The 24,179-nt window shown below is 48.8% G+C and carries 27 protein-coding genes and 1 other annotated feature; of the genes, 1 reads left to right on the forward strand and 26 read right to left on the reverse strand.

The window, feature by feature from the left end; all coding sequences use genetic code 11:
* Positions 1-86: 86 nt before the first annotated feature.
* From leuB to QZZ36_RS01885, 12 genes are all read right to left on the reverse strand, one after another.
* Positions 87-1,163: a 3-isopropylmalate dehydrogenase gene (gene leuB, locus QZZ36_RS01830; protein ID WP_295075823.1), complete on the reverse strand. Its 1,077-nt coding sequence runs from the start codon at positions 1,161-1,163 to the stop codon at positions 87-89.
* Between the two features lie 148 nt (positions 1,164-1,311).
* Positions 1,312-1,956 (reverse strand): YhfC family glutamic-type intramembrane protease, encoded by a 645-nt coding sequence (locus tag QZZ36_RS01835; RefSeq protein WP_295075825.1) that lies wholly within the window; start codon positions 1,954-1,956, stop codon positions 1,312-1,314.
* A 19-nt stretch (positions 1,957-1,975) separates the two neighbouring features.
* Complete coding sequence (gene leuD / locus QZZ36_RS01840; protein ID WP_295075828.1) at positions 1,976-2,467, reverse strand: 3-isopropylmalate dehydratase small subunit; 492 nt, start codon at positions 2,465-2,467, stop codon at positions 1,976-1,978.
* Positions 2,464-3,732: a 3-isopropylmalate dehydratase large subunit gene (leuC, locus tag QZZ36_RS01845; RefSeq protein ID WP_295075831.1), complete on the reverse strand. Its 1,269-nt coding sequence runs from the start codon at positions 3,730-3,732 to the stop codon at positions 2,464-2,466. Before leuC ends, leuD begins: the two co-directional genes overlap by 4 nt.
* Positions 3,733-3,882: 150 nt before the next feature.
* Positions 3,883-4,386, reverse strand: coding sequence for an acetolactate synthase small subunit (gene ilvN, locus QZZ36_RS01850; RefSeq protein WP_295075834.1), 504 nt, complete (start codon positions 4,384-4,386; stop codon positions 3,883-3,885).
* Between the two features lie 9 nt (positions 4,387-4,395).
* Positions 4,396-6,093 carry a biosynthetic-type acetolactate synthase large subunit gene (gene ilvB, locus QZZ36_RS01855; RefSeq protein WP_295075837.1) on the reverse strand — a complete coding sequence of 566 codons (1,698 nt, stop codon included), beginning with the start codon at positions 6,091-6,093 and terminating at the stop codon, positions 4,396-4,398.
* Between the two features lie 36 nt (positions 6,094-6,129).
* On the reverse strand, positions 6,130-7,797 hold the full coding sequence (locus QZZ36_RS01860; protein WP_295075839.1) for a 2-isopropylmalate synthase: 1,668 nt from the start codon (positions 7,795-7,797) through the stop codon (positions 6,130-6,132).
* A gap of 69 nt (positions 7,798-7,866) precedes the next feature.
* Positions 7,867-8,110: a binding site (T-box leader), on the reverse strand.
* A 213-nt stretch (positions 8,111-8,323) separates the two neighbouring features.
* On the reverse strand, positions 8,324-8,581 hold the full coding sequence (locus QZZ36_RS01865) for a hypothetical protein (protein WP_295075842.1): 258 nt from the start codon (positions 8,579-8,581) through the stop codon (positions 8,324-8,326).
* A gap of 14 nt (positions 8,582-8,595) precedes the next feature.
* On the reverse strand, positions 8,596-8,739 hold the full coding sequence (locus QZZ36_RS01870; RefSeq protein ID WP_295075845.1) for a hypothetical protein: 144 nt from the start codon (positions 8,737-8,739) through the stop codon (positions 8,596-8,598).
* Positions 8,740-8,742: 3 nt separating this feature from the next.
* Positions 8,743-9,417, reverse strand: coding sequence for a TIGR00266 family protein (locus QZZ36_RS01875; RefSeq protein WP_295075848.1), 675 nt, complete (start codon positions 9,415-9,417; stop codon positions 8,743-8,745).
* 56 nt (positions 9,418-9,473) lie between these two features.
* Complete coding sequence (locus QZZ36_RS01880; protein WP_295075851.1) at positions 9,474-10,457, reverse strand: biotin--[acetyl-CoA-carboxylase] ligase; 984 nt, start codon at positions 10,455-10,457, stop codon at positions 9,474-9,476.
* A 334-nt stretch (positions 10,458-10,791) separates the two neighbouring features.
* Entirely contained in the window at positions 10,792-11,286 is a 495-nt protein-coding gene (locus tag QZZ36_RS01885) for a hypothetical protein (protein ID WP_295075853.1), read from the reverse strand.
* A gap of 109 nt (positions 11,287-11,395) precedes the next feature.
* Here QZZ36_RS01885 and spoIVB point away from each other — a divergent pair, with 109 nt between their 5' ends.
* The gene (gene spoIVB / locus QZZ36_RS01890) at positions 11,396-12,619 is read left to right on the forward strand and encodes a SpoIVB peptidase (RefSeq protein ID WP_295075854.1); all 1,224 of its coding nucleotides are present in this window, start codon (positions 11,396-11,398) and stop codon (positions 12,617-12,619) included.
* Positions 12,620-12,677: 58 nt separating this feature from the next.
* Here the strand turns inward: spoIVB and QZZ36_RS01895 are convergent, their stop codons facing one another.
* The 14 genes from QZZ36_RS01895 to QZZ36_RS01960 all read right to left on the reverse strand — a co-directional run bounded on the left by QZZ36_RS01895 (position 12,678) and on the right by QZZ36_RS01960 (position 24,032).
* Positions 12,678-12,950: an HPr family phosphocarrier protein gene (locus QZZ36_RS01895; protein ID WP_019679940.1), complete on the reverse strand. Its 273-nt coding sequence runs from the start codon at positions 12,948-12,950 to the stop codon at positions 12,678-12,680.
* Positions 12,951-13,321: 371 nt separating this feature from the next.
* The gene (trmD, locus tag QZZ36_RS01900; RefSeq protein WP_295075857.1) at positions 13,322-14,020 is read right to left on the reverse strand and encodes a tRNA (guanosine(37)-N1)-methyltransferase TrmD; all 699 of its coding nucleotides are present in this window, start codon (positions 14,018-14,020) and stop codon (positions 13,322-13,324) included.
* Between the two features lie 54 nt (positions 14,021-14,074).
* Positions 14,075-14,794: a hypothetical protein gene (locus QZZ36_RS01905; RefSeq protein WP_295075860.1), complete on the reverse strand. Its 720-nt coding sequence runs from the start codon at positions 14,792-14,794 to the stop codon at positions 14,075-14,077.
* Positions 14,795-14,843: 49 nt separating this feature from the next.
* Positions 14,844-16,067: a hypothetical protein gene (locus tag QZZ36_RS01910; RefSeq protein WP_295075864.1), complete on the reverse strand. Its 1,224-nt coding sequence runs from the start codon at positions 16,065-16,067 to the stop codon at positions 14,844-14,846.
* Positions 16,068-16,070: 3 nt separating this feature from the next.
* Positions 16,071-16,574 (reverse strand): ribosome maturation factor RimM, encoded by a 504-nt coding sequence (rimM, locus tag QZZ36_RS01915; RefSeq protein WP_295075867.1) that lies wholly within the window; start codon positions 16,572-16,574, stop codon positions 16,071-16,073.
* A gap of 13 nt (positions 16,575-16,587) precedes the next feature.
* Positions 16,588-17,340, reverse strand: coding sequence for a hypothetical protein (locus tag QZZ36_RS01920; RefSeq protein WP_295075870.1), 753 nt, complete (start codon positions 17,338-17,340; stop codon positions 16,588-16,590).
* A 56-nt stretch (positions 17,341-17,396) separates the two neighbouring features.
* Complete coding sequence (locus QZZ36_RS01925) at positions 17,397-18,002, reverse strand: helix-turn-helix transcriptional regulator (protein WP_295075873.1); 606 nt, start codon at positions 18,000-18,002, stop codon at positions 17,397-17,399.
* Positions 18,003-18,232: 230 nt separating this feature from the next.
* Entirely contained in the window at positions 18,233-19,672 is a 1,440-nt protein-coding gene (gene purB, locus QZZ36_RS01930; RefSeq protein WP_295075876.1) for an adenylosuccinate lyase, read from the reverse strand.
* A gap of 251 nt (positions 19,673-19,923) precedes the next feature.
* Positions 19,924-20,604 (reverse strand): hypothetical protein, encoded by a 681-nt coding sequence (locus QZZ36_RS01935; protein WP_295075879.1) that lies wholly within the window; start codon positions 20,602-20,604, stop codon positions 19,924-19,926.
* Between the two features lie 25 nt (positions 20,605-20,629).
* Positions 20,630-20,998: a hypothetical protein gene (locus tag QZZ36_RS01940; protein WP_295075882.1), complete on the reverse strand. Its 369-nt coding sequence runs from the start codon at positions 20,996-20,998 to the stop codon at positions 20,630-20,632.
* 73 nt (positions 20,999-21,071) lie between these two features.
* Positions 21,072-21,305 carry a hypothetical protein gene (locus QZZ36_RS01945; RefSeq protein ID WP_295075885.1) on the reverse strand — a complete coding sequence of 78 codons (234 nt, stop codon included), beginning with the start codon at positions 21,303-21,305 and terminating at the stop codon, positions 21,072-21,074.
* Positions 21,306-21,347: 42 nt separating this feature from the next.
* The gene (locus QZZ36_RS01950) at positions 21,348-22,115 is read right to left on the reverse strand and encodes a PP2C family serine/threonine-protein phosphatase (RefSeq protein WP_295075888.1); all 768 of its coding nucleotides are present in this window, start codon (positions 22,113-22,115) and stop codon (positions 21,348-21,350) included.
* Positions 22,116-22,123: 8 nt separating this feature from the next.
* The gene (locus tag QZZ36_RS01955) at positions 22,124-23,221 is read right to left on the reverse strand and encodes an FHA domain-containing protein (RefSeq protein WP_295075891.1); all 1,098 of its coding nucleotides are present in this window, start codon (positions 23,219-23,221) and stop codon (positions 22,124-22,126) included.
* 157 nt (positions 23,222-23,378) lie between these two features.
* On the reverse strand, positions 23,379-24,032 hold the full coding sequence (locus tag QZZ36_RS01960) for a peptidoglycan-binding protein (RefSeq protein ID WP_295075893.1): 654 nt from the start codon (positions 24,030-24,032) through the stop codon (positions 23,379-23,381).
* Positions 24,033-24,179 lie beyond the last annotated feature (147 nt).

The following is a 24,179-nucleotide window of genomic DNA, read 5'->3' on the forward strand; positions in this document are numbered from 1 at the left end:
TTGCCATAATGATAATATAAAACCATTCTGTTGTCAAGGAATAAATTATAAACTTATTGTTAAGTTCGTATGAACTTGTTATAGGTTCATATATCTTTTAATATCTCTTCTGTCATTTCGGAGCAGGAAAGGGGAACTGTTTTCTTGTCCGTACCTATGATATCCGCAGTACGGCAGCCCTTTTCAAGTACCTTGTCCACAGCTCTTTCTATAGCGTCCGCTTCCTTGTTGAGACCAAAGGAATAGCGGAGCATCATTGCGCCGGAAAGCACGGTAGCAATAGGGTTTGCTATATCCTTTCCCGCAATGTCCGGAGCCGAGCCGTGTATGGGCTCATAGAGTCCCCGCTTTGAAGCTCCCAGTGAAGCCGAGGCGAGCATACCTATAGAGCCTGTGATCTGCGAGGCTTCATCTGAAAGTATATCTCCGAACATATTGGACGTAACGATAACATCGAACTGTTTCGGGTCGCGGACGAGCTGCATAGCGGCATTATCCACAAGCATATCCGTATAGTGTACCTCAGGGTACTGCTCCGAAAGCTCGTGCATGGTCTTTCGCCAGAGCCGCGAGGATTCGAGGACATTTGACTTGTCGATGCTGCATACGCATTTTCTGCGCTTCATGGCAGCCTCAAAGGCAGCCTTTCCTATACGTTCTATCTCAGTGATACTGTAAGCCTCGGTGTCAAAGGCTTCCGTGCCGAATCTGCCCTCCCGGAGACCTCTTTCACCGAAGTATATACCGCCTGTGAGCTCCCTTACAATGAGGAGATCAAAGCCGTCGCCCACTATCTCGTCCTTGAGAGGAGAAGCGTTTCTCAGCGCGGGATAGAGCTTTGCAGGACGGAGATTGGTATAAAGTCCGAGAGCAGCTCTGATACCGAGTAGAGCCTTTTCCGGGCGGACATCTCCGCCGAGGCTGTCCCATTTCGGACCGCCCACAGCTCCGAGGAGAACGCTGTCGGAAGCAAGGCAGCCGTCCACAGTTTCCTGCGGCAGTGGCACTCCCGTCTCGTCGATAGCGCAGCCGCCTATGAGGTATGGAGTGAATATGAATTTGTGTCCGAATTTCTTTGCGGTCTTTTCAAGCACCGCCACGGCGCTGTCCACTATTTCGGGACCAATGCCGTCACCCTTTAACAATGCGATCTTCAGTTCCATAATATTCTCCTTTCGTTTTCAGCTATGCAGGGTAGATACTATCCGCCCGGCGCAGAGCCTGCGCACTCTTGCTACGTTTCGCCCGTAAACTCGCTTACGGCACAATAATTCCGAATTAAATCCACTCTCCACTCTCCACTCTCAATTCTCAACTCTCACCTCTCAGCTTCACAAAGCAGCGGTATGCCGCATAGCAGATACCCGCGGTGAGGATAGTGCTTTTTATTACAACTATGGGGGTGCTGAAGCTGTAGAGCGTTGTTGTTGCATTGCTTATGAAGTGTAAGAATATTGCAATTGGCAGCATGAGTTTTGTTCTGCCTGTCTGTATGCCGTAGAATATCAGTACAGTCAGTGCAATGGCAAACGCCTCGCCTTCAATGGCTGTAAAGAGATTTACAGGTAAGATATCTGGCGCAGCCTTTCCTGTGCCGATAAGGTTTATACAGGCTATTCCGCCGCTGAAGCTCTCAAATGCGCCGTGACCTATACCGTAGGAAACTGCATCCCTGCGGTTGTCGTATGAAGTGAGCAGATAGCGCATGGCAAGGAACTTCGAGCCCTCCTCAAAAATACCGTAAAGCAGTCCCTGCTTTACGCAGAACGAGAGCAGGTCGCCATGAGCGAAGCCTGTACGTATCAGACCTGCTATCGTAAAAACAGGCAGGCATACAAGAAATGCGGCAAGCGCCGGAAGTATGCGTGCACCCGTCCTTTTGCGCCAGAATATGAGCAGGAGCACAGGAACGAGCAGCCGTGCAAGTCCTGCAAGAAGGCAGTTAAGATCTGTCATGATTATCTCCGTATCCCTGTCAGAAAACGCCGTTTTCTATAGCCTTCATAAGTCCGCCGTTTTCGATTATATTCTGTACGAACTCCGGGAAGGGAGCCGTTCTGTACTCCCTGCCGGTGGTGATATTCCGTATTATCCCGTTATCGAGGTCAGCCTCTACGGTATCCCCCTCGGATATTTCCTCCGCAGCCGCGGGGCACTCCACTATGGCAAGACCTATATTTATAGCGTTGCGGTAGAAGATACGGGCGAAGCTCTTTGCGATAACGAGAGATACTCCGCTTGCCTTTATGGCTATGGGAGCGTGTTCACGGGAGGAGCCGCAGCCAAAATTCATGCCGGCGGTGATGATATCACCCGGCTTTACACGGCTGACGAAGGTTCTGTCCAGGTCCTCCATGCAGTGACTCGCAAGCTCTTTGTGGTCGCTGGTATTGAGGTAACGGGCGGGGATAATAACGTCTGTATCCACATTGTCCCCGTATTTTATAACATCTCCGGTATATTTCATATCTCAGCCACCTCCCACGGACTGGTTATCCTGCCTGTAACTGCGCTTGCCGCGGCAGTTGCGGGACTTGCAAGATATACCTCTGACTCTGTATGTCCCATACGTCCCACGAAGTTGCGGTTTGTGGTGGTAACAGCTTTTTCGCCTGCCGCTAATATGCCCATATATCCGCCTAAACACGGACCGCAGGTGGGAGTCGACACAACAGCTCCGAACTCGATAAATGTTCTGAGAAGTCCCATTTCCATTGCTTCAAGGTATACTCTCTGAGTTGCGGGGATAATGATTACCCTTACGTTTTTGGCGGCTTTGCGTCCTTTCATTATCTCCGCGGCAGTTATAAGGTCTTCCAGTCTGCCGTTGGTGCAGGAGCCTATGACCACCTGATCTATTTTTACGTCGCCTATCTCGCTGAATACCTTGGCGTTTCCGGGAAGATGAGGGAAAGCCACAGTAGGCTCTATCGCCGAAAGGTCGATATTTATCACATCGTCGTATTCCGCGTCGGCGTCAGCTTTGTAAACCGTTGGCTCTGTGCCGCCGTGGTCGCTGATATAACCGAGAGTTTTATCGTCCACCCCGAATATACCGTTTTTCGCTCCTGCCTCTATAGCCATATTTGCAATGCAGAAGCGGTCAGCCATAGTAAGTGAGGAAAGTCCCTCACCTGTGAATTCCATTGAGCGGTAAAGGGCTCCGTCAACGCCTATATTTCCGATTATATGGAGTATAACGTCCTTGCCGGAAACGTATTTCCGGAGACTTCCGCTAAGATCGAACTTTATCGCCGACGGCACCTTGAACCATGCCTTGCCGGTTGCCATGCCGCAGGCCATATCCGTAGAGCCCACGCCTGTTGAAAAGGCTCCGAGAGCTCCGTAGGTACAGGTGTGGGAATCTGCTCCGATGACCACATTTCCTGCGGTGACAAGTCCTTTTTCGGGGAGCAGGGCGTGTTCTATGCCCATTTCTCCCACGTCGTAAAAATGTGTGATATCCTTTTTACCGCAGAAATCACGGCACATTTTGCACTGCTCCGCAGCCTTTATGTCCTTGTTCGGAACAAAATGGTCCATGACCATAGTGACTTTATTTCTGTCGAACACGCTGTCCCTGCCGAGCTTTGCGAACTCCTTTATAGCTACGGGAGAGGTGATATCGTTTCCGAGAACGAGGTCGAGGTCCGCGAGGATAAGCTCTCCTGCGCTGACCGACTCCCTGCCGCAATGAGCCGCAAGTATCTTCTGCGTCATTGTCATTGCCATTTTTATCATTCCTTTCGATAAGTTATGCTTATCGGATCTATTTGAGTATTTGAAAATTTTGGCGGTTTATTGAGCATAAGGCGTTTGCAATTGCTTATTATACCACAAACGCCCGGTTACTTCCGACCACCCAAAAAGTTATTTACTCGTTTATTTCACTGTTTTCAGGCAGTTCTCTCCTCTTTCGATAGCTACGATACCGGTGCGGCACATCTCCATTATGCCGAAGGGCTTGAGAAGCTCTATAAATGCGTCTATCTTGGAGGTCTCGCCTGTTAGCTCGCAGGTGAGGGAGGTGGGAGAATAGTCCACTATCTTTGAGCGGAAAATTTCCACCGCAGTCATTATATCCTGACGTATCTCAGCCTTGTTCCTTACCTTTATGAGCAGGAGCTCGCGTATTACCGTGTCCTTGCTGTCGAGCACCTCTACCTCTCTGACATCATGGAGCTTCTGGAGCTGCTGGAGTATCCTCTCCTTGATATCCTCGTCGCCGTGGAAGGCGATGGTTATGCGGGAAAAGCCGCTGGATTCGGTCTCGCCCACAGTAAGGCTGTCGATATTGAAGCCGCGTCTCGTGAACATACCCGATACTCTCGAAAGTACGCCCGAAACATTGGCAACTATCACGCCTATTACGTATTGCTTATCCATAATGTCACCTCACTTTATCTCTGTGATTATATCGTCTACCGAACCGTTTGGCGGAAGCATGGGGAGAACCAGCTCGTCGCTGTCCACCGCGCAGTCGATAACGAAGGGAGTATTGCATGAAAGCGCTTCATCAGCCAGCTTTTCCAGCTCTGATACCGAAGCCGCATGACCGCCCCTTGCGCCGAAGGCTTCCGCAAGCTTTGTGAAATCCGTCCTGCGGCCGAGGGTGGTGTTTGAATATCTCTTATCGTAGAAAATGGTTTGCAGCTGCCTTACCATTCCGAGAACGCCGTTGTTCATTATTACTACTGTTATGGGGAGCTCCTGTGATACCGCAGTTGCGAGCTCGCAGAGGTCCATGCCGAAGCTGCCGTCGCCTGTGAAGAGAATACAGCGCTTTCCCGTTGCGGAAGCCGCGCCCACGGCTGCTCCGAGGCCGAAGCCCATAGTTCCCAGACCGCCGCTTGAAAGGAAGGTACGGGGCTTTTTCAGCGGATAGCGCTGGGCTGTCCACATCTGATGCTGACCCACGTCGGTAACGATTACCGTATCCTCCTCTGCACGGGAGCTGATAACGTCTATTATATCGTAAGGACTGAGCTTTCCGCTGCCGGTCTTTTCCTTTGCGATACTCAGAGCCGACGCTGTGCGTCTGAGCTCCTCGGCTCTCAGCTCTCCGATACGTTCAGCCCACTGAGGACGCTTTTTCTCCTCTGTCATGGCGATAAGACGTTCGAGAGAGTCGTGGAGGTCGCCCTTTATGGCAACATCCGCAGCTATATTCTTGTGGAGCTCCGCTCCGTCGATATCTATGTGTATTATGTTGAAATGCTTGGAATAGCGTGATTCGTCGCCTGTTCCCCTGTCGCTGAACCTTACGCCGAGAGCAATGACGAGATCGGATTCGTTCTGAGCGACGGAGGACGCGAAATGTCCGTGCATACCCTGCATACCGAGAAAACGGGGGTGGTCGGAGGGAACGGCTGAAAGTCCCATGAGGGAGCAGCCGAGAGGGGCGTCGATCTTATCCGCAAGAGCCATTATCTGCTGTGAAGCCTTTCCGCTGATAACTCCTCCGCCGAAATAGATATACGGCTTTTCGCAGCTGTTTATCATTGCGGCAGCCTTCTGAAGCTTTTCCTCAGAAGCAAAGGTGAGAGGATAAGGTATAACAGGCTGAGCGTTGGGTTCAAATTCGCAGAGAGCCTCCTGAACGTCCTTGGGTATATCCACGAGAACAGGTCCCGGTCTGCCTGATTTGGCTATTTTAAAGGCTGTGCGGAGCGTATCCGCAAGCTCGTTTATATCCTTTACTATGAAATTATGCTTGGTGATAGGCATGGTTATACCAACGATATCAACTTCCTGAAAGCTGTCCCGTCCTATGAGGCTGCAGGCTACGTTGCCTGTGATAGCCACCATAGGTACGGAATCGAGATATGCCGTAGCTATGCCTGTTACAAGGTTGGTCGCGCCGGGACCCGATGTCGCTATTACTACTCCCACCTTGCCTGTTGAGCGGGCATAGCCGTCCGCAGCATGGGCAGCTCCCTGCTCATGGGCGGCAAGTATGTGCTTTATGCGGCTCTGTGCGGAATAAAGCTCGTCAAAGAGGTCGATGACCTGTCCGCCGGGGTAGCCGAAAACAGTGTCGCAGCCCTGTTCTATTAGTGTTTCAACAACTATTTTTGCACCTGATATTTTCATAGTATCATGTCCTTTACTTTTGTTCTGCAAGCTGCGTCATGAGGCGGCGTTCAGCATATTGTTCACCGCGCTCACAAGCGCCTTTACAGATGATGTGATGATATCGTTGTCTATACCTGTTCCCCAGAAGCTCTTTCCGCTTCCGGAGACTATCTCAACGTAGGATACGGCTTTTGAAGCCGAGCCCACCTCAAGGGCGTGTTCGGAGTAGCTGTTAAGGCTGTAGTCAGTTCCGGTGTAGGACTTCACGGCATTGCTGACCGCGTCAAGACGTCCGTTTCCGGTATCTGTAACAGTTACCTTCCTGCCGTTGTAATCAAAGCTGATGGTAGCTTCTATGCCGTTGCGCTGTACGAAGTGCGTTTCTCTCATATTTATTGGAGAGGTTATATCCACGTAATTGGTCTTGAATATCTCGTAGACCTCGTCGGGAAGGAGCTCCTTGTGCTTGCGGTCGGATACTCCCTTGACAAGATAGCCCACGCTTTCACGCATCTTTTTCGGCAGATTGTAGCCGAAGCGTGTTTCGAGTATATATCCGATACCGCCCTTGCCGGACTGGCTGTTGATGCGGATAACGTCTGCGGAGTACTCTCTGCCGATATCCTCCGGGTCAATAGGGAGATAGGGTACTGTCCAGAACTGAGTATTGCCTTCCTCCCGCCATTTCATACCCTTTGCGATAGCGTCCTGATGAGAGCCGCTGAAGGCTGCGAATACCAGCTTTCCGGAATAGGGCTGGCGCTCGTATACATTCATTCTCGTCACTCTTGTGTAGAGCTCGGATATCGACGGTATATCGCTGAAATTCAGGTCAGGCTCAACGCCCTGGGAGTACATATTCATAGCGAGCACCACTATATCCACATTTCCCGTGCGTTCGCCGTTGCCGAAGAGAGTTCCCTCAACGCGCTCGGCGCCGGCAAGGAGTCCCATTTCGGTGTCAGCCACCGCGCAGCCGCGGTCGTTGTGGGGGTGGAGGGAAACTATGACGTTTTCCCGGTATTTCAGGTTATCGCACATATACTCCACCTGATTTGCGTATACGTGAGGCATTGACAGCTGCACGGTCACGGGGAGGTTGATTATCACCTTGTCTTCGGGAGTGGGCTGCCATACGTCCAGTACGGCGTTGCATACTTCAAGAGCGAATTCCGGCTCTGTTCCGGTGAAGCTTTCGGGAGAATACTCAAAGCGGTAATTTCCCTCGTATCTTTCGCGGTACTCCTTGCAGAGCCGTGCGCCGCTGACGGCTATATCCCTTATCTCCTCCTTGCTCTTGCGGAAGACCTGCTCGCGCTGAGCCGCGGAGGTGGAGTTGTACAGGTGTACTATAGCGTTTTTGCAGCCTCTGAGGGCTTCAAAGGTCTTTTCTATTATATGCTCTCTCGACTGTGTGAGCACCTGTATTGTAACGTCGTCAGGTATGAGATCCTGCTCGATGAGAGTGCGGCAGAAGTCATATTCCGTTTCGGAAGCCGCAGGGAAGCCTATCTCTATCTCCTTGAAGCCGATATTCACCAGCTGCTGGAAAAATTCGAGTTTTTCACCGAGGCTCATTGGTATGATAAGTGCCTGATTGCCGTCCCTCAGATCGACGCTGCACCACTGGGGAGCCTTGTCGATATAGGACTTTTTTGCCCATTTCATGGACGTTTCCGGCGCTTCAAAGAACTGCCGTGTGTACTTGCTGACGTTATTCATTGTATTACCTCCATTCCGATCCGTTCTGCCATTGCGGAGGGTATAAAAAATCTCCTCCATGCATGGCATGGAAGAGACGAAGCTGCAATAATACTCCGTGGTACCACTCTTCTTGATGTAAGAATACACCCACTCGTCTGCGTCGGATCAACGCATATCTCTGTAACGGGAGAACCCGTTCAAGCCTATTTGCCGAAGCTTTCAGCCGACTGCTCAGGGAGGAGTTATGGCTCGTACTTGTCTGCCGTCTTGCACCCACCGCCGGCTCTCTGTGAAAACTTGTACGGGCTTTGTTTCCCTTCATAGCATTTTTGATTTGTTAAGTGTATTATACACGGAAAAAAAGCGTTTGTCAAGACCCTGCCGAAATTTTGCGCCGTAAAATCTGAGCCGTTAGCTATTAGCTTTTGTAGGGGCTGCCTTCGGCAGCCCGTGCCAATATCATCGAAGTATTCGTGCGCCGGAACGGCGCCCCTACACCTATTTATTTTCAATCGTCCGCATCAGCGGACACATCAATTCCTAATTAAACAGGGGCTTTACTGCCGCAGTCCGGGCAAAAATTTGTACCGCAATCTCTGCCGCAGGAGCATTTCCACGGTCTGACGGGAGCCTTTGTGCCGCATTCGGGACAGAAGTTGGTGCTGTTTTCCATACCGCAGATACAGCGCCATTTATCGCCGTGCCATGCAAAGGCAGCTTTATTTTCGGCAGCCATGCGGAAAAGCGCGTCTCCGCTCGCCAGATACTGCATACCCATAAGGGGGATACCATATATAAACATACTCTCACCTCATTTTACTGCTGAGACTTTATATAGTCGGCTATCCTGTATATCGCGTAAAATACCCATATTATCCAAGAGAGCGCCCACAGTCCCGTGAATACGCTGAAAAGCAGGTATATCACGGCGACTGCGGCGGTTATGAGCCAGTTTTTCATTTATCAGCGCTTTGCACCGAGAGAAAGGATCTTTCCTGCAAAGTCGTTGAAGTTCTGTGTCTGGAGTATGATCTTGCCGGGGCCTGTAAGCTTTGTGAGGAAGAGACCCTCGCCGCCGAAGAATATGTTTCCGAGGCCCTTTACAGTCTCTATCTCGTACTGTACCGTAGGCTCAAAAGCGACTACGTTTCCTGTGTCTACCTTGAGGACTTCACCGGGGTTGAGGTAGCGCTCTACCATATCTCCGTCAACTTCAAGGAAAGCCATACCGTTTCCGAAGAGCTGCTGGAGTATGAAGCCCTCGCCGCCGAAGAGACCTGAGAGTATCTTCTTTGTAAAGACAGCCTTGAGGTCTACCGACTGTTCAGCGCAGAGGAAAGCGCCCTTCTGGCAGATGAGACCGCCGTTCGATATATTTACCGGAACTATAGAGCCCGGAACAGTAGCGCCGAAAGCGATCCTTGCGCCGGGAATATCAGCTTTGTAATTAGCCATGAATATTGATTCGCCTGTGAAAAGTCTGCCAAGGCTCCTGCCGACACCGCCTCTTGCGTTTGTGGACATAGTAAAGCCCTGAGTCTGCCAGATCATTCCGCCTGACTGTGTGAACATTGATTCTCCCGCATTGAGTTCGCACTCAACAGCCGGAACTGTCTGACCGATAATAGTATATCTCATATTGAAATACCTCCTGCAAATTATTATATATTATGCGGCATATCCGCATTCTGACATTATTTTACTATCCTGCACAGATTTGCCTCGCCTGAGCTGAGATACTTTATTTCCCCGTAGGGAAGCCTTATGATAAGGTTTGCGTTGTCGTCGATACCGAGAGCTTCACCGATGAGCTTTTCCGTGCCGACAACTGCGGTTATCATATTGCCTGTAAGAAGCTCGCGTTCCCTGTATGACCGGAGGAAGCTTCTGTCTGATATCTTGCCGAGATAGACCTCAAGGCGGTTCAGTATACCTGCGCAGAGCCTGTTCCTGTCAAGTCTGACGCCTGTTTCGTCCTCTATTGAGGTCGCTGTCTTTTTGAGCTCCTCGTCGAAGAGGTCGCCGATGCTGTGAACATTTATGCCTATACCTATAGTCGCACAGTCAAGTACACGCATTTCCAGTCCGAGGGAAGCCTCTGTAAGTATACCGCATATCTTTTTGCCGTTCATATACAGGTCGTTGACCCATTTTATCATTACCTTGCTGCCGCACAGTTCCTCTATTGCCTCAGCGGCTGCACAGGCTGTAGCGGCGGTTATCATGGGGGCAAACTGAAGATTGAAATTCGGGCGGACAAGAACGCTGAGATACAGTCCCACTCCCGGTGGGGAGACAAAATGTCTGCCGATACGACCCCTTCCTGCGGTCTGACGGTCTGCCACAGCGGTGGTGCCGTGGGGAGCTTTTTCGGTCTCAAGCTCACGAACCACGTTGTTTGTGGAATCCACCTCATCAAAGACCTTTATATTCCTGCCTACCTCCTTTGTAGTAAGGAGCGGTGAGATAAGGTCAGCCGAAAGCTTGTTATTGTCTTCGTTCAGTTTATAGCCCTTTGAAGTTATGGAACTAATTGAAAACCCCTCTGATTCAAGCACCTTTACGGCTTTCCACACAGCGTTGCGGCTCACGCCGAGCTTTTCCGCGAGAGCAGCTCCCGATATGTAGTCGCCGCCTGCGCCTGCGAGAGTGGCGAGCAGTTCGGATCTTACATTCATGGTAAAATGTTCCTTTCGGTAATATTGATAACATTGTACCACAAAAAGATAAAAATTTCAAGATAAAAAGTATAAAAAAGCAGCTTAAAGTGTGAATTTTTTTGCTGATACGCAAAAAAGGACGGTTTTCCCGTCCTTTCTGGTGTATAATATTTGGGTATATAAATACTTTGGTGGGTTACTGTGTATACAGCGTTCGCAATTGCTTATTATACCACAAATGCAAATTCAGTCAAGGTCAAGACGAGCGCCATAAATGGCGGTCTTGACAGAATTTGTATCTGTAGTTTGGGGAAATTACGCAAACGCCCCGCAGTTACCGACAGCCAAAAAGCTATTTACTCTGATATTTACCGCGGCACTGCTCCTGTACCTCATATGAGCACAGCTGCACAGCCGCAATGACCACTGCCATAGTCACGGGAGCGATACAGGGCAGTATCCGGCGTATGTACATATCGCTCACAGGAGAAAGGGTGTACTTGTCCGTCCAGCCTGCTGAATCGGCGTGAGCGGCGAGACGGTGCAGCATAGTCAGGCACAGGACAAGCCCTGAGGCTGACAGTATTATCGAAAGTATATTTACCTTTTTTTTCCGGAAGAGGCATAAAAAAGCTCCGGAAGTCATCAAAACGGCGGATATAACAAGGAACACGCCTGTTTTTGAGAGGCTTTCCCCGTAGCTACCGCGGTTGTATACAAGTCCTGCGCCGCTGAGAGCCGTCATAGCGCATGAGAACCACAGGCTGAGTGCCAGCATTGTAGCCTTTGCAGCGGTCATAATGCGGGAACGCTTTGCAGGAAGATATTTCTTTTTTTTACGGTCCATATTTACTCCATAAGTACATTCCGGCTGTGTGGATTTCACATTTATATTATCACAAAGCCGGAGCATAATAATTATGTTCCTCCGGGAACATGAAAGGATAAAAAACAAAATGATGTTGAAAAGAAAAATAATTAGATCAGCTGCAGCCTTATTATCTGCTGCAATGCTCGGATTATTCGGAACAGCAGGATATTATTCGCTGCGGCTGCCGTCGGCTGTCACTGCCGAAACGGGAAAAGCCTTTAAAATAGCGGAATATCCCGAACTGAGATGTATGACTGCCTTTGACGGGGCAGTTCCTGCGGCGGGGAGCTGTTCAGGCACCGAGCAGGTAACTCTATCGCTTTTTGGCGTCATACCGGTGAAAAATGTGGAAGTCCGCCGGGCAGAAGCGCCGGTGTATGCAGTCGGCGGCAGACCTTTCGGTATAAAGCTCCTTATGGAAGGAGTAATGGTCACAGGTCTGGGCGATGTTGAGGACGAAAACGGTGATATGAGCTGTCCTGCGGAAAAAGCCGGGATACGAACAGGCGATGTGATACGTCTTGCGGACGGCGAGGTCCTTACCTCAAATGACGCTTTGCAGGCGGCAATAGCTGCGTCCGGCGGAAAAGCGGTTGAGCTCTCCGTGGAACGCGACGGTGATATTTTTCCCGTGTCGCTCCAGCCTGTATTCTCGCGCAGGAGCGGAAGCTGGAAAGGCGGAATGTGGGTCCGTGACAGTATCGCAGGCATAGGTACGATGTCATTTTTTGACAAGGAAAGCGGCTGCTTTGCAGGTCTCGGACACCCTGTATGTGACTCTGACACCGGGGGTATAGTTCCTGTTCACAGCGGGGAAGCCGTACCTGTTGAGATAACCGATGTCCGGCGCGGCGCGGAAGGTATCCCCGGTGAGCTGCGTGGCAGCTTTGCCGCAGGTGAGAGCTTCGGCGTACTTGACAGCAACAGGAACAGCGGTATCTATGGTAAGCTCACTCCGGAGGCGCTCGCAGAGCTTTCTGCGGACTGTGAAGAGTTCACTATGGCGTACAGTCAGGATATAAAAGAGGGTCCGGCTGAGATATACGCCACGATATCCGGTGAAAAGCCTGAAAAGTACACCGCGGAGATAGAGCGTGTCGATTACGGCAGCTCCGGGTCAAAGAATATGGTGATACGCATAACTGACAAAAGGCTTCTTGAAGCCGCAGGCGGCATAGTTCAGGGCATGAGCGGAAGTCCTGTCATACAGGACGGCAGGCTTGCCGGAGCTGTGACCCATGTATTTGTATCCGATCCCTCACGCGGATACGGTATATTCGCCGAAAATATGGCGGAATATCTGCAGTAGGCAAAAATAAAAGCGGGCGTTACTTATCGTAACGCCCCAAAATATAGTCGTCGTTAAATTATCTGTTCTCCTCGCTGAAACCGCTGTCAACAAGCTCGATGAGTGCGTCAACTGCAGCCTTTTCATCAGCGCCGTCAGCGATGACCTTAACATTTGTACCGCCAACGATACCGAGTGAAAGGATACCGAGTAAGCTCTTAGCGTTTACTCTGCGCTCTTCCTTCTCGATCCAGATTGATGACTTGAACTCGTTTGCTTTCTGAATAAAGAAAGTAGCGGGTCTTGCGTGAAGTCCAACCTGATTCTTTACCATTACTTCTCTAACAAACATAAACAACTCTCCTATTCTCTGTGGTTACAGCCCCTCTCATTTTTTTGCAGGACTGTGTTGTCGTTTGCAATTGTTTTACTTGCTGATTTTATTATACATTCTATTTTTTCCTTCGTCAACGGATTTTTGCGATTATGCTTCTTCTTTTCTCTAAATTCTACATTTAGATTAAATGTGAACGAATTTTTATCAACTTGCTTGTTTATTATCACTACAAAAAAATGTTGATTCTAATTGTTGAAAATGCATATTATTCAACGTAAGATTATGTTGAATTCTTCTAAAGGGAAAATGTTTTTTTGTGTATACAGCCAGTTAATATGTGGAACAGCAATAAATGTTAAACTTAAACCCAAAAGCGCAAAAAACGCTCAGTCATTATTTAATTTATATTTAGCTAAAAGATCAGGACGCCTTTCCTCGGTGATTTTAAGGCTCTGTTCATGTCTCCATGCCTCTATATTCTTGTGATGACCCGTGAGAAGAACAGGCGGAACGGCTTCTCCCTCCCATACCTCTGGTCGTGTATACTGGGGATATTCGAGGAGTCCGCTGTATATGCTCTCGTCTGTGAAGCACACCTCGTCTGAGAGGACTCCCTCACACATACGGGCGACTGTATCGGCGACTACCATTGCGGGAAGCTCGCCGCCTGTGAGTACATAATCGCCTATGGAAAGCTCCTCGTCAACTATTTTGTCGATGACGCGCTGATCCACGCCTTCGTAGTGACCGCATACAATAAGGATATTGTCCAGCTTTGAAAGCTCTATGGCGCGTTTCTGGTCGAAGATCCTGCCTTTTGGAGACATATATATAGTATGCGGCTTTGTGCCGAGCTCCTCGCATACCGCCATATAGCAGTTGTATATCGGCTCACACTGCATCACCATGCCCATGCCGCCGCCGTAGGGCGTATCATCGACTCTGCGGTGCTTGTCGTGAGTATACTCTCTTATCTGACGGCAGTGAAGGCTTATTTTCCCTGCTTTCCGCGCTCTGCCGACTATGCTTTCTCCGAGTACAGCCTCGCACATTTCGGGAAACAGTGTGGCGATCTCAATATGCATAATTTTCTCCTTTATAGTTCGGGAACACACTCAATGGCAGTTCCTGCATTGCTGTCATGTAAGCTGTACGCTTTCGGCAATAGCTAATACCTCATTCCAGTCTGTTACGCTCATGGACAGGATATAGCGGTGACGCTTGTCCATTTCGGGGTAGATATTTATAAAAGCAGTCTGTCCCTCCGGAGTGTCATGAGTTATGAGGAAACCGCGGAATCCCACGCCGTCAACAGGGTAGAAGCTTACCTTGTTGGATTCTCCCGCTATCATATCGTTTTTGCAGCTCATTATCCTGTAAGCTGTCTTTGCGTTTTTTCTGCTGCGAAGGTCAAAGTCGTCCATAGTCAGCATTGATGCAAGGCGGACGAATTCATATTTGTTTTCGGGAGTGGTCTTCTGTATTTTTCTGCAGTAGCGGTCCAGATCTTCGGGATCTATGCCCGTCATGTCGAGAAAGTCATAATTCTCGCCGAGAGTGTCCACGCAGACCGAAACAAAGAGATTCTCGTCCTTGCTGCCCCACATTACAGCGTCCTTTTCGTCGGTGCGGACGGGCTCCATGCCCTTCCACGCGGTTATACGCACACCAAGTGAGGAGTAGAGGTCGTAGCCGTCGGACAGCTCCGGCAGCTCCTTAGGGACATCGTACCATATACTTCCGGTCTCGTCAAATTCGTGCTTTGTCTTGTAGTAGTAGGGAAGTCCGGGGAAGAAGTACGCGCATACTCCGATAGCGGCGATGATTAGAAAAAACAGTACGCCTAAGATCTTTTTCATGATAAATGCCTCCTTTTTGGCTGTGTTGAGCCGTTTTTCTTTTGTTCTTTTATTTTTCTGTTTCTTTTTTATGCATAAGGTGTATGCCGATGTGTCCGATGCCGAGTATTACTGCCGCTGCGATAAGAAAGACATTGCAGTCGTAAACTCCCAGCAGGAACGCGGCAAATACCGGCAGGGAAGCTCCTGCCAGCGGAAATCCGCAGTAATCCGAGTACATATCCGCAAGTGTGCGGCTGCTTCGGAAATACTTTATCCAGTACAGCTCGTAAATTATCATAAGTACAAGTGCAAGTATTATGTAGCCCAGCCGCGGTGAGAATGAAAAGCGGTCAAGCCGGCGGTCGGTGAGCAGAAGTGCGCTAACAAGCACTTCGCCTGTACGTTCAAGAGCAAGGAGCACCTTGTTTTCACGTTTTGCGGATTCCTTATAGCCTTCGGGTTGTCTTTTGCTCCATATGATATTGGGTATGAAGAGCATGAGCAGGAATACCATGCCCACGACCGATATGCCCCATTCCGGGAGCTGTCCCCAGCCGCGGTAATACTTTGTCGGGAGCAGAGTATAGCTTATATATTCGCCGTAATGCTTTTTGAGCGCTCCTGCCATTATGTCCGCTGACATATCCAAATGGTATGTGCCGTAGATACCCATTATCTCAGGCTGACCGGCATTGTCATACTCGCGGATAAAGTTTGATATCATATAAGGCTCACGCAAAGCCAAAAATTCGGAAGGATCGGCACTGTACGCCGTTTTTGCCTGCTCGATGTTTTCAAGAGCTATGCGCTGGTTCTCCGAATGAGTCAGATCGCCTGAGTTCATTTCCGAAATATATTCAAGATATCTTGCGCCCGTGGTCTTGTACTGGTGACCGATATCGGTGCCGTGAAAAACGGTTTCCGGGAAATCGCGCTTTATAGCGAGGAAAAACTCCTTATAATCAGGGGTGTCGCTTGCCGTGCCCTGAATCTCTTCAAGCATACTGTCAAGCAGCTCATCATTATCGGACTGCATCCATATATTGAGGAATTCTCCGTCATAGTAGGGAAGCTCCAGAAAAAGGTGGCGCATACCCTTGTTTTCGTAGCAGTCCTTCCAGTATTCGAGCTCCATATCGTAGTATCGCTTCACACCGTGCTCTTCGCCGATCAGTATTATATCAGCGTTTTTGTTCCTGTAGTGAGGCGGGAAAAACAGCACAGACCAGACTGCGAGTCCTGCGAACAGCACTGCCAGTACAGTGAGGGATATTATATTGTTTTTCTTCATATATCAGTCGAAAAGTCCGTCGAGTGGGCGGATAGTCATTACATTCCCGTCGGTATCGGTGGATACCACAACATCTGCGATAGCCGGGACAAGGTACTCCTTGTCAACGCCCTTGATGACGTAGACATCGTTTGCGCCGGTCTGCATTACGTCGGCGATAGTGCCGTATACCTCCGAGGTGTCCGCGTCCCTGACCTCCATACCGATAAGGTCCTGTATGAAATAGGTGTCCTCGTCAAGTTCAAGGTCGTCGCGGTGCATATACAGCACCTTGTTGCGGAGCTTTTCCGCATCCTCAGGAGTGTCCACGCCCTCTATCTTGGCAATGACAGTATTCTTGAACACCCGTGAGCGCTCAATGAACACTTCCTTGTGATCTTTTCCTATGAACAGCCTGTCGAACTCCGCAAGGAGCTCAGGGCTGTCGGTGTAGGGCATTATCTTCACCTCGCCCCGTATGCCGTGGGTGGTGACTATCTTGCCCGCTTCGAGATATTCTTTTTTCATAGCTTATCCTTTGTTATTCAAGCTCTATGGAGCTGATTATCTGCTTTGCGGTCGTTTCGTCGGCACATTTGACCGTCACGACGATCAGATCCTCGCTGTCATTCGGGATCACTGTATAAGTCCATATCCCGCCGTCATATCCGTAGCCTGTGACCTGTCCGATATAGGCTTTAAAGCCCTCGCCTGAGGTCTTCCACGAATTCTCAATATTCGGCGAATTCTCCTTGATCTCAGCAAGCTCCTCAAAAACGTCAAGGTCAGTGCCGCGGAGCTTTAAGCAGTCCTTAGCCGTAAAGCCGTCTCTTGCGAGCCAGATAATGAGCATATTCAGCCATTTTCCGGGGGGATCCGATCCTGTTTTGCTGAAAAAGTGTCTGTACTCCTCCACGCTGTGGTCATATCCCTCCCACGGGTCGTATTCAGCGTCTTCGCTGTAAAGGATATCGTAATAGCTCTGGTCGAACCTGATAGCAATTATCATCGACTTTTCATCTGCGGCGCGGTAGGACGACGGCTCAAAGCCGGAAATTGCCGAATGAGCCTCCCAGTCGGACGGAGCGCTGAACGTCACTCCCCTGATGGTATGAGTCACGTAATCCGCCGGTATTTCCACTCTTGGGAACTCAGGCACACGGCTGTCTATGTTGTCGTATTTGTGCTTTACCTTTAAATAAGTGGGAAGTCCGGGAAAGAATATGAATATTACCAGTGCGGCGGCGAGCAGAGATCCGAGAACAGCTCCGCCGATAATGAGTGGTTTTTTCATTTTATCTCCTGTGATCGTTTAATATTATCAGGGCGTATAATATCCGCCCCGTATATTCAGTGTGTCAGTCTGCGCTTGCAGTAAGAACGTTTGCCGCACTTAGGGCAGGTGAGCTTTCTCTTTGTGATAGTATGAATGCCGAAAACATAGCTCTTTGCAGACGGTACGAAGCGTGTTCCACACTGTCTGCACTCATAGGTGCCTGCGCTGAGATCCGCCATGCAGGCAACAGCGATACCGCCTGCCATAACGATCACGGCTATTGCGATAAGCAGAATCCTCTGCCATGTTTCCATTTTCAATGTGCCTGCCACTAATATGATCGTAACGCTTGCAAGTACTGCGATAGCGGCTGAAACAGCCGAAATGATTATTTTTCTGATGCTTTCTTCTTTTTCACGCATGATATCCATAATATTTTCCTCCGCTTTCTTCTTGTAGTCCTCGTCGGGGATACGCTCGCCCGTGAGGAGCTCGTTTACATTGATACCTAACTTTTCACAGAGGGGCAGCATAAGGGACACCTCCGGCATACCCTTGCCTGTTTCCCATTTGGAAACTGTCTTATCGCTGATAAGGAGTTCTTCAGCAAGCTGTTTCTGTGTAAGTCCTTTTTCTTTTCTCATCTGAGAGATGAATTTACCGATCTTTACCTGATCCATTCATGTTTCCTCCTTTCTGAGAAAAGTGTATCATGCTGCGCAGGAAATGTACACCCACGGGGTGTAGAATTATGATGAAAAGCGGAGTCTACGCATCGTAGAGTGCGGAATATCGCAAAAAGTTGAGAGTTTAGAGTTGAGAGTTGAAAAAGCTGCTCTTGACAGCGGAGGGTATCAAAAACTCTCAACTCTCCACTTTCAACTCTCAACTGAGCAGCCGAAGGCTTCGCTCAATTCTTCATTTCAAAGCTTTCGCCGAGAACGTCCTTGTTTGCGTCGAGTATGGGCTTTATGCACTCGGCAAGGAATTCGTCCACCTGCTGTGAGCTTCTGCCTGTGTAGTTCTCAGGCTTGAGAACTGCGTCAAGCTCCTCCTTTGTTACCATGAACATAGGATCGGCTTCGATGAGCTCGCAGAGATTGTTGTCGAGACCCCTGACCTTTACATTGGCGCCTGCCTCCATGGAGTAGTCCATGATACGGTCGTGGAGCTCCTGACGGTTTCCGCCCTTCTTTACGGCGTCCATCATGATGTTCTCGCTTGCCATGAAGGGAAGCTCCGCCATAACGCGGCGGCGTATCATTTCGGGGTAAACAACGATACCGTTTGTAACATTGAGCATTATGTTGAGTATAGCGTCAACGCCGAGGAAAGCCTCTGCTACGCTGATACGCTTGTTTGCGGAGTCATCGAGAGTCCTCTCGAACCACTGTGTGCCCGCTGTGAACGCAGGGTTGAGGCTGTCTATCATCACGTAACGCGCAAGAGAGGTTATTCTCTCACAGCGCATGGGATTGCGCTTGTAAGCCATCGCGGACGAGCCTATCTGCTTCTTTTCACGGGGCTCCTCCATTTCCTTGAAGGACTGGAGTATACGCATATCGTTGGAGAATTTGCTTGCGGACTGAGCTATGTCGCTGAGAAGCTCCAGCACCTTTGAGTCGACCTTGCGTGAGTAGGTCTGACCGGATACGGGAACTACCGCGTCGAAGCCCATTTCCTCCGCTATCATCTGCTCCAGCTTCTTGATCTTATCGGTATCGCCCTCGAAAAGCTCCATGAATGAAGCCTGAGTGCCTGTTGTACCCTTCGAGCCGAGGAGCTTCAGTGTGGACATACGGTATTCAAGGTCCTGAAAGTCCATGAGGAGCTCATTGAGCCAGAGAGTAGCCCTCTTGCCCACTGTGGTGAGCTGAGCGGGCTGCAGATGGGTATAAGCAAGGCAGGGGAGATTTTTGTACTCGTCTGCGAACTTTGCAAGGTTGTTCATTACATTGAGAAGCTTTCTGCGCACTACTTTAAGAGCGTCACGCATGATGATGACGTCGGTATTATCGCCTACATAGCATGAAGTCGCGCCGAGGTGTATGATACCTGCCGCATCGGGACAAGCCTGTCCGTATGTAAATACATGAGCCATAACATCGTGGCGTGTTATTTTTTCACGTTCAGCTGCCATTTCGTAGTCCACATCGTTTATATGCTCCTCAAGCTGCTTCACCTGAGCCTCTGTTACCGGCAGACCCAGCTTCATCTCGGCTCTCGCAAGAGCCACCCAGAGCTTTCTCCATGTGGTGAACTTCTTATCCGCGGAGAAAATGTACTGCATTTCCTCACTTGCGTAACGTGTACAGAATGGGCTTTCATAGCTGTTGATATTACTGCTCATTTGAAACTTACTCCTTTAAAATGAAAATTGATGTGCGCTTTAAGCGCAAAGGATATCAATCAGTATACCGCGCAAATTCTGTGTCTTTTAAGAAATTTGCGCCCCCACCGAACGAAGTTCGGGGCAATAACCGCCTTACGGCGGTTATTGAGGATATACTAATTATATCATCATAAATCTTTCGTGTCAACAAAAAAGGCGGCTGAGAGCCGCCTTAGTTTTAATGAAATTCTGCCTGATTTCTGTGTAAATTACACATCATCCATAAAGTTGTTTCTGTAATCGTCGATATACTCATCGATCTCATCGTCGGGAGCCGTAAGCTCCGACATTGAATCCGAAGCGCTTTTTTTGAGCCTTTCAAATTCAGTCTGATAAGGGTCCTTTATAGCTGCCTGCTTTCTGTCCATGTCCTGGTCGTAGAAGCGCTCGCTGAAATGCGGGAACCCGTCTGCTTCTTCAAGCCTGTGGTAAACAATGTTCGCTGCCATGTTTATAACAACGATCACAAGTATGACGGCGAGCAGAAACAGGTGTATTTTAAAAGTATAGCCTATGGAATCGAATTTGAAGTATTTCAGGTATTCGCCTTTGGCGTAGTGCCTGAACACTCCGAGTATGAGCTGATTGACCACAGCTGTGATGCCGACGAATATTACGAACAGATCCCGTTTTCGGTATGCCGCCTGCCATGCGCAGTATATACTCAGCGAGTAGACTATAAAGCTCTCAAATGTCAGGAATATGGTATCTTCCGCAAAAACGCTGCCGAGCATAAGAAAGAATGAAAGCAGCGGAAAGAATGTCAGTGCGAAAAGATATGCTATGATAAGTCCTTTGTAGGTCTTGCTGCATTTGTTGAGCAGAGTGCGGTTGTGGGCGTACTCCTTCGCCTTTGCCTCCTGATTGCGGTAAATATCGGATCTGTCCATATTAAACTCCTTTAAGAAGCTGATATCAGTATTTTGAAGCCAGCATTTTTGCCATGAAGCAGTATACTATAGCAATAGCGAGACTGATAACACCAGTGCTTTTCTCTTTGCTCAGCAAAAATGATACTATGACTATCACAAGCAGCAGCGCTGAGAGCTTGAAACAGAAATCATAGTTCTCTTTCAGACCGGCTATAGTCATGAATATAGCAATGCCAACCGGGATCAGTCCGAGGATTATGATCAGGACATTGAGACCGCTCATAGCGGCATCTGCACCTGTATGACCGGCTGCGCTCGAACTAATTATTGAGATATCACTGATGTTTGAGATAGCTACTAAACTGTAGCATACCAGCAATACTATGCTTGAGACCTTAAAAACTGTTTTCATTTTGATTTTCCTCCTATATCATAAAAAAATATATATCAGACCGCCGCCTGCATGGAGAGCGGCAGGTATGACCCTATATCCTGTCGTCCGTGTGGACGATGACAATATTTTCAAGCAGCCTGAATCCCATTTCGGCTGCTGCTCCGGGTACTCCGCCCGGCAGCTTTATGCCTTTGTCCGCAGAGGCTGCTTCTTCCGCGGCAGCTTCCCTGCGTTCCTTTTTTATAATAATGGTCCACATTATTATATTTATTATAATGAACACCGCAGCGGCTGCTGCGATGACGAGTATCTCTCCTGTAGTCATGGTTCCTCTCCTTTGAAGCGTATAGCTGCGTTTGAAGGTGTGTCAGAATTCGGGACGGAACAGAGCGGCTGTAATATTATCGTTTTCCTCTCTTGTCTTGACTGTGTCTATGAGCTGACGAAGCTTTTTCTGCATATCCGCTTTTGAAGCGGTGACGGCAGGCGACAGTTCCTCGAAAAGCTCCTTTTCGGTAAGGACGTGGCGGAAACCGTCCGAGCATATCATATAGTTCGCGCCGCTTTCGAGGTCGCCGAGCTTGACCTCCGGGAAGATATCGGCGGTAACGCCTACACACTGTACGAGAGCGTTCCTGCGGGGGTCTGTCTTAGCCTCCTCGGGAGTCATTCTTCCGCTTTTTACTTCGCGGTTCACGAAGGTGTGGTCGTCGGTGAGCTGGCTGAGCTTGTCGGATATCTTGTAAATACGGGTATCGCCCACATGGAAGGTCATGAATTTTGAATCCACGGCTATTATTCCGGTAGCGGTGGTGCCGAGCTGTATATCCTCGTGCATACCGTAGTCCACCATCATAGCGTTCAGCCTTCTCAGGCGGCTTATGACATTGTGTGCGGCTGCTTCCCAGTTCCAGTCCGGAAGCTCGAACGGGAACTCGCTGTCGAACCATTCCGCAAAGCTGCGTATGACCTCTGCGCTGGCGAGCTCTCCGCGGGAGAGACCTCCCATGCCGTCGCATACCAGTATAAGAGCGGCTTTCCCGCTGCCTGTTTCAGCAGTTTTGACGCATACGCTGTCCTGATTGATATATTTTGAGATGCCTGCGTCTGTATCGCAGGCTGCGATGTATTCCATACTGCATTCTACCTGTCTGTGAAATCGAATTCTTCGTTGGAAAGTTTGAGTACGTCGCCGTTCTTGAGTTTTATCTCCCTGTCGGGAATGACCGGCGTACCATTGATGTATGTTCTGTTGGTGGAGTTGTTATCCTCTATGAAGCATGAGCCGCTGCGTGTGTATATAGTCGCGTGAAGCCGGCTCACTGTGCGGTTTTCAGTGATACAGAAGTCAACGCGGTCGCGTTCCTTGCCTATCCTGAAAACAGGCTTGTCGATATTTACGGTGACCCCTGTTGAGCGTCTTGTAAGGGTGGGATAGCTCTGTTCTGTATGAGGTATCTCCTTTCTGACGAGCTCTGGGAGGCTCTGTTTCTTGTCCTCCTTTATAGCAGGTATCACCTTGGGCTCTGTTCTTTTTAAAACTGCAGCCGCAGGCTTTTCTGCCCGGGGCGGTGCGAAAATATGCGTATCTCCGCTGCTTTCGACAGGCGGTATCACCTTCGGCTTGCGCACAGGCTGCTGAGCAGCCTGTGAAGCGGGTCTGCTGAATTCGCTCCTGTCCGGGAGTGCGAAAAGCTCCGGAGCTTCACTGCGTATATAGTTCTTTGTTTCATATATGCTGAAAGCGGACTTGCTTATGACGAAATTCATAAAGCTGTCAATGTGGTCGTAGTCGTAGCGGGTGCTGTAATTTGCGTAGGTAGATATCCTGCGCAGACAGTTTACTATACCGTCGTTGGTGGTCTCGTTGTACCAGAGCGGGAGATAGAAAAGGTGTATCTCTTTTGTATGCTGGTCTGCCGTGATGAAGTTCGGATCGAGAACGATGTTCTGCATATTGAAGCCGCACTTTTCGGCAACTTCGAGAATGTCGAGAAGATTTGACACTATCCTGAAATACTGTTTCTTGTCGATACCGTTTTTCAGCACGTTTATCAGAGGTACTCCCTTGGCGCCTGTGAAGACCATTTTTCCGTCGGAAACAAGAGAGGGAACGAGCCAGCCCTTTATGCTGTTATCTATAAAATAACGGTATTCAGGCTCGTTGAGCATTTCGCTCCCCGTAAATCTGCACACGATACATACTTCATTGTTTTTTTCAGTAAATTTGAGCTTTGCCACGTTACCACTCCTTTCGGTCATTCTGCAATATATTATACAATATAATTATTACAAAGTCAAGATGATCGGAGCAGCAGCTGTGCAAAGCAACGCACAAAAGAAACAGCCCCGTTTTTCACGGGGCTGTGTGTCAGATAGCAAAGCGGCTGATTTGAAATCAGAGAACTGATTTCATTTTTGCAAGAGATTTAGGACCAAATATTCCGTCTACATCTTTTAAGCCGAATCTCTTTTGGAATGCTTTAACAGCTGCTACGGTCTTAGCGCCATATTTACCGTCAACTTCAAGATAATGATTACTTATATAGCGACCGTCTCTGGAACCGAAAAAGATCAGTTTGTTGATCGCGCACTGTAACCAGCGAACTGATGAACCGCTGCTTCCCTTTTTGAGTGTTGTTGTAGGTACGTTATAATTATTATATGCATATAATGCGTTGGTTATAGGCAATGCATTTCTCATTACTGTACGGGATTCTTTACCAAAGATACCGTCTGCGTCTATTGAATATTTTCTCTGAAAAGCTATAACAGCTTTTTGGGTTTTCTCGCCAAAGGCACCGTCAACATCAAGCTTTGATGTGTTTAATTTGTGTCCGTAGCTGTCGCCCTTAATGATCAGGTAATTGAGCGCGCACTGCAGCCATGATACCGTATCACCTTTGCTTCCCACAGAAAGAGTTGTTGTAGGCTGATTGTGATTCCAGTAATCTGTAGAGTTATTTGCTGCAAAAGCAGACATAGGAAGTACAGAGATAAGCATTATTAAGCTTACAAAGATCGTGATAAAGCTTTTAGTGAATTTTTTCATTTTTAATTCCTCCGTTGTTATAATAATAGTAGTTCGATAAATACTGATAACGAATATTGTAAATATAAAACCGCCCTGATCTGAAAGTATGTTAACAGCATTACCTTAAATATATTATCATTGCAAAAGCAAAAAGTCAATATTAAT

The organism is Ruminococcus sp. (genome assembly GCF_016287535.1).
GTDB lineage: Bacteria > Bacillota > Clostridia > Oscillospirales > Ruminococcaceae > Ruminococcus.

Coding starts and splice junctions, on each gene's coding strand:
- ilvN (WP_295075834.1), bottom strand. CDS start 4,386: ATGGATAAGCAATACGTAATAGGCGTGATAGTTGCCAATGTTTCGGGC.
- QZZ36_RS01925 (WP_295075873.1), bottom strand. CDS start 18,002: ATGGATCAGGTAAAGATCGGTAAATTCATCTCTCAGATGAGAAAAGAA.
- QZZ36_RS01860 (WP_295075839.1), bottom strand. CDS start 7,797: ATGAATAACGTCAGCAAGTACACACGGCAGTTCTTTGAAGCGCCGGAA.
- leuC (WP_295075831.1), bottom strand. CDS start 3,732: ATGGCAATGACAATGACGCAGAAGATACTTGCGGCTCATTGCGGCAGG.
- QZZ36_RS01875 (WP_295075848.1), bottom strand. CDS start 9,417: ATGAGATATACTATTATCGGTCAGACAGTTCCGGCTGTTGAGTGCGAA.
- ilvB (WP_295075837.1), bottom strand. CDS start 6,093: ATGAAAATATCAGGTGCAAAAATAGTTGTTGAAACACTAATAGAACAG.
- QZZ36_RS01960 (WP_295075893.1), bottom strand. CDS start 24,032: ATGAAAAAATTCACTAAAAGCTTTATCACGATCTTTGTAAGCTTAATA.
- trmD (WP_295075857.1), bottom strand. CDS start 14,020: ATGCATATTGAGATCGCCACACTGTTTCCCGAAATGTGCGAGGCTGTA.
- QZZ36_RS01910 (WP_295075864.1), bottom strand. CDS start 16,067: ATGAAGAAAAACAATATAATATCCCTCACTGTACTGGCAGTGCTGTTC.
- leuD (WP_295075828.1), bottom strand. CDS start 2,467: ATGAAATATACCGGAGATGTTATAAAATACGGGGACAATGTGGATACA.
- QZZ36_RS01905 (WP_295075860.1), bottom strand. CDS start 14,794: ATGAAAAAGATCTTAGGCGTACTGTTTTTTCTAATCATCGCCGCTATC.
- rimM (WP_295075867.1), bottom strand. CDS start 16,574: ATGAAAAAAGAATATCTCGAAGCGGGCAAGATAGTCACCACCCACGGC.
- QZZ36_RS01940 (WP_295075882.1), bottom strand. CDS start 20,998: ATGAAAACAGTTTTTAAGGTCTCAAGCATAGTATTGCTGGTATGCTAC.
- QZZ36_RS01945 (WP_295075885.1), bottom strand. CDS start 21,305: ATGACTACAGGAGAGATACTCGTCATCGCAGCAGCCGCTGCGGTGTTC.
- QZZ36_RS01865 (WP_295075842.1), bottom strand. CDS start 8,581: ATGTTTATATATGGTATCCCCCTTATGGGTATGCAGTATCTGGCGAGC.
- purB (WP_295075876.1), bottom strand. CDS start 19,672: ATGAGCAGTAATATCAACAGCTATGAAAGCCCATTCTGTACACGTTAC.
- leuB (WP_295075823.1), bottom strand. CDS start 1,163: ATGGAACTGAAGATCGCATTGTTAAAGGGTGACGGCATTGGTCCCGAA.
- QZZ36_RS01835 (WP_295075825.1), bottom strand. CDS start 1,956: ATGACAGATCTTAACTGCCTTCTTGCAGGACTTGCACGGCTGCTCGTT.
- QZZ36_RS01870 (WP_295075845.1), bottom strand. CDS start 8,739: ATGAAAAACTGGCTCATAACCGCCGCAGTCGCCGTGATATACCTGCTT.
- QZZ36_RS01935 (WP_295075879.1), bottom strand. CDS start 20,604: ATGGACAGATCCGATATTTACCGCAATCAGGAGGCAAAGGCGAAGGAG.
- QZZ36_RS01885 (WP_295075853.1), bottom strand. CDS start 11,286: ATGGACCGTAAAAAAAAGAAATATCTTCCTGCAAAGCGTTCCCGCATT.
- QZZ36_RS01920 (WP_295075870.1), bottom strand. CDS start 17,340: ATGAAAAAACCACTCATTATCGGCGGAGCTGTTCTCGGATCTCTGCTC.
- QZZ36_RS01950 (WP_295075888.1), bottom strand. CDS start 22,115: ATGGAATACATCGCAGCCTGCGATACAGACGCAGGCATCTCAAAATAT.
- QZZ36_RS01895 (WP_019679940.1), bottom strand. CDS start 12,950: ATGTTTGTTAGAGAAGTAATGGTAAAGAATCAGGTTGGACTTCACGCA.
- spoIVB (WP_295075854.1), top strand. CDS start 11,396: ATGATGTTGAAAAGAAAAATAATTAGATCAGCTGCAGCCTTATTATCT.
- QZZ36_RS01880 (WP_295075851.1), bottom strand. CDS start 10,457: ATGAATGTAAGATCCGAACTGCTCGCCACTCTCGCAGGCGCAGGCGGC.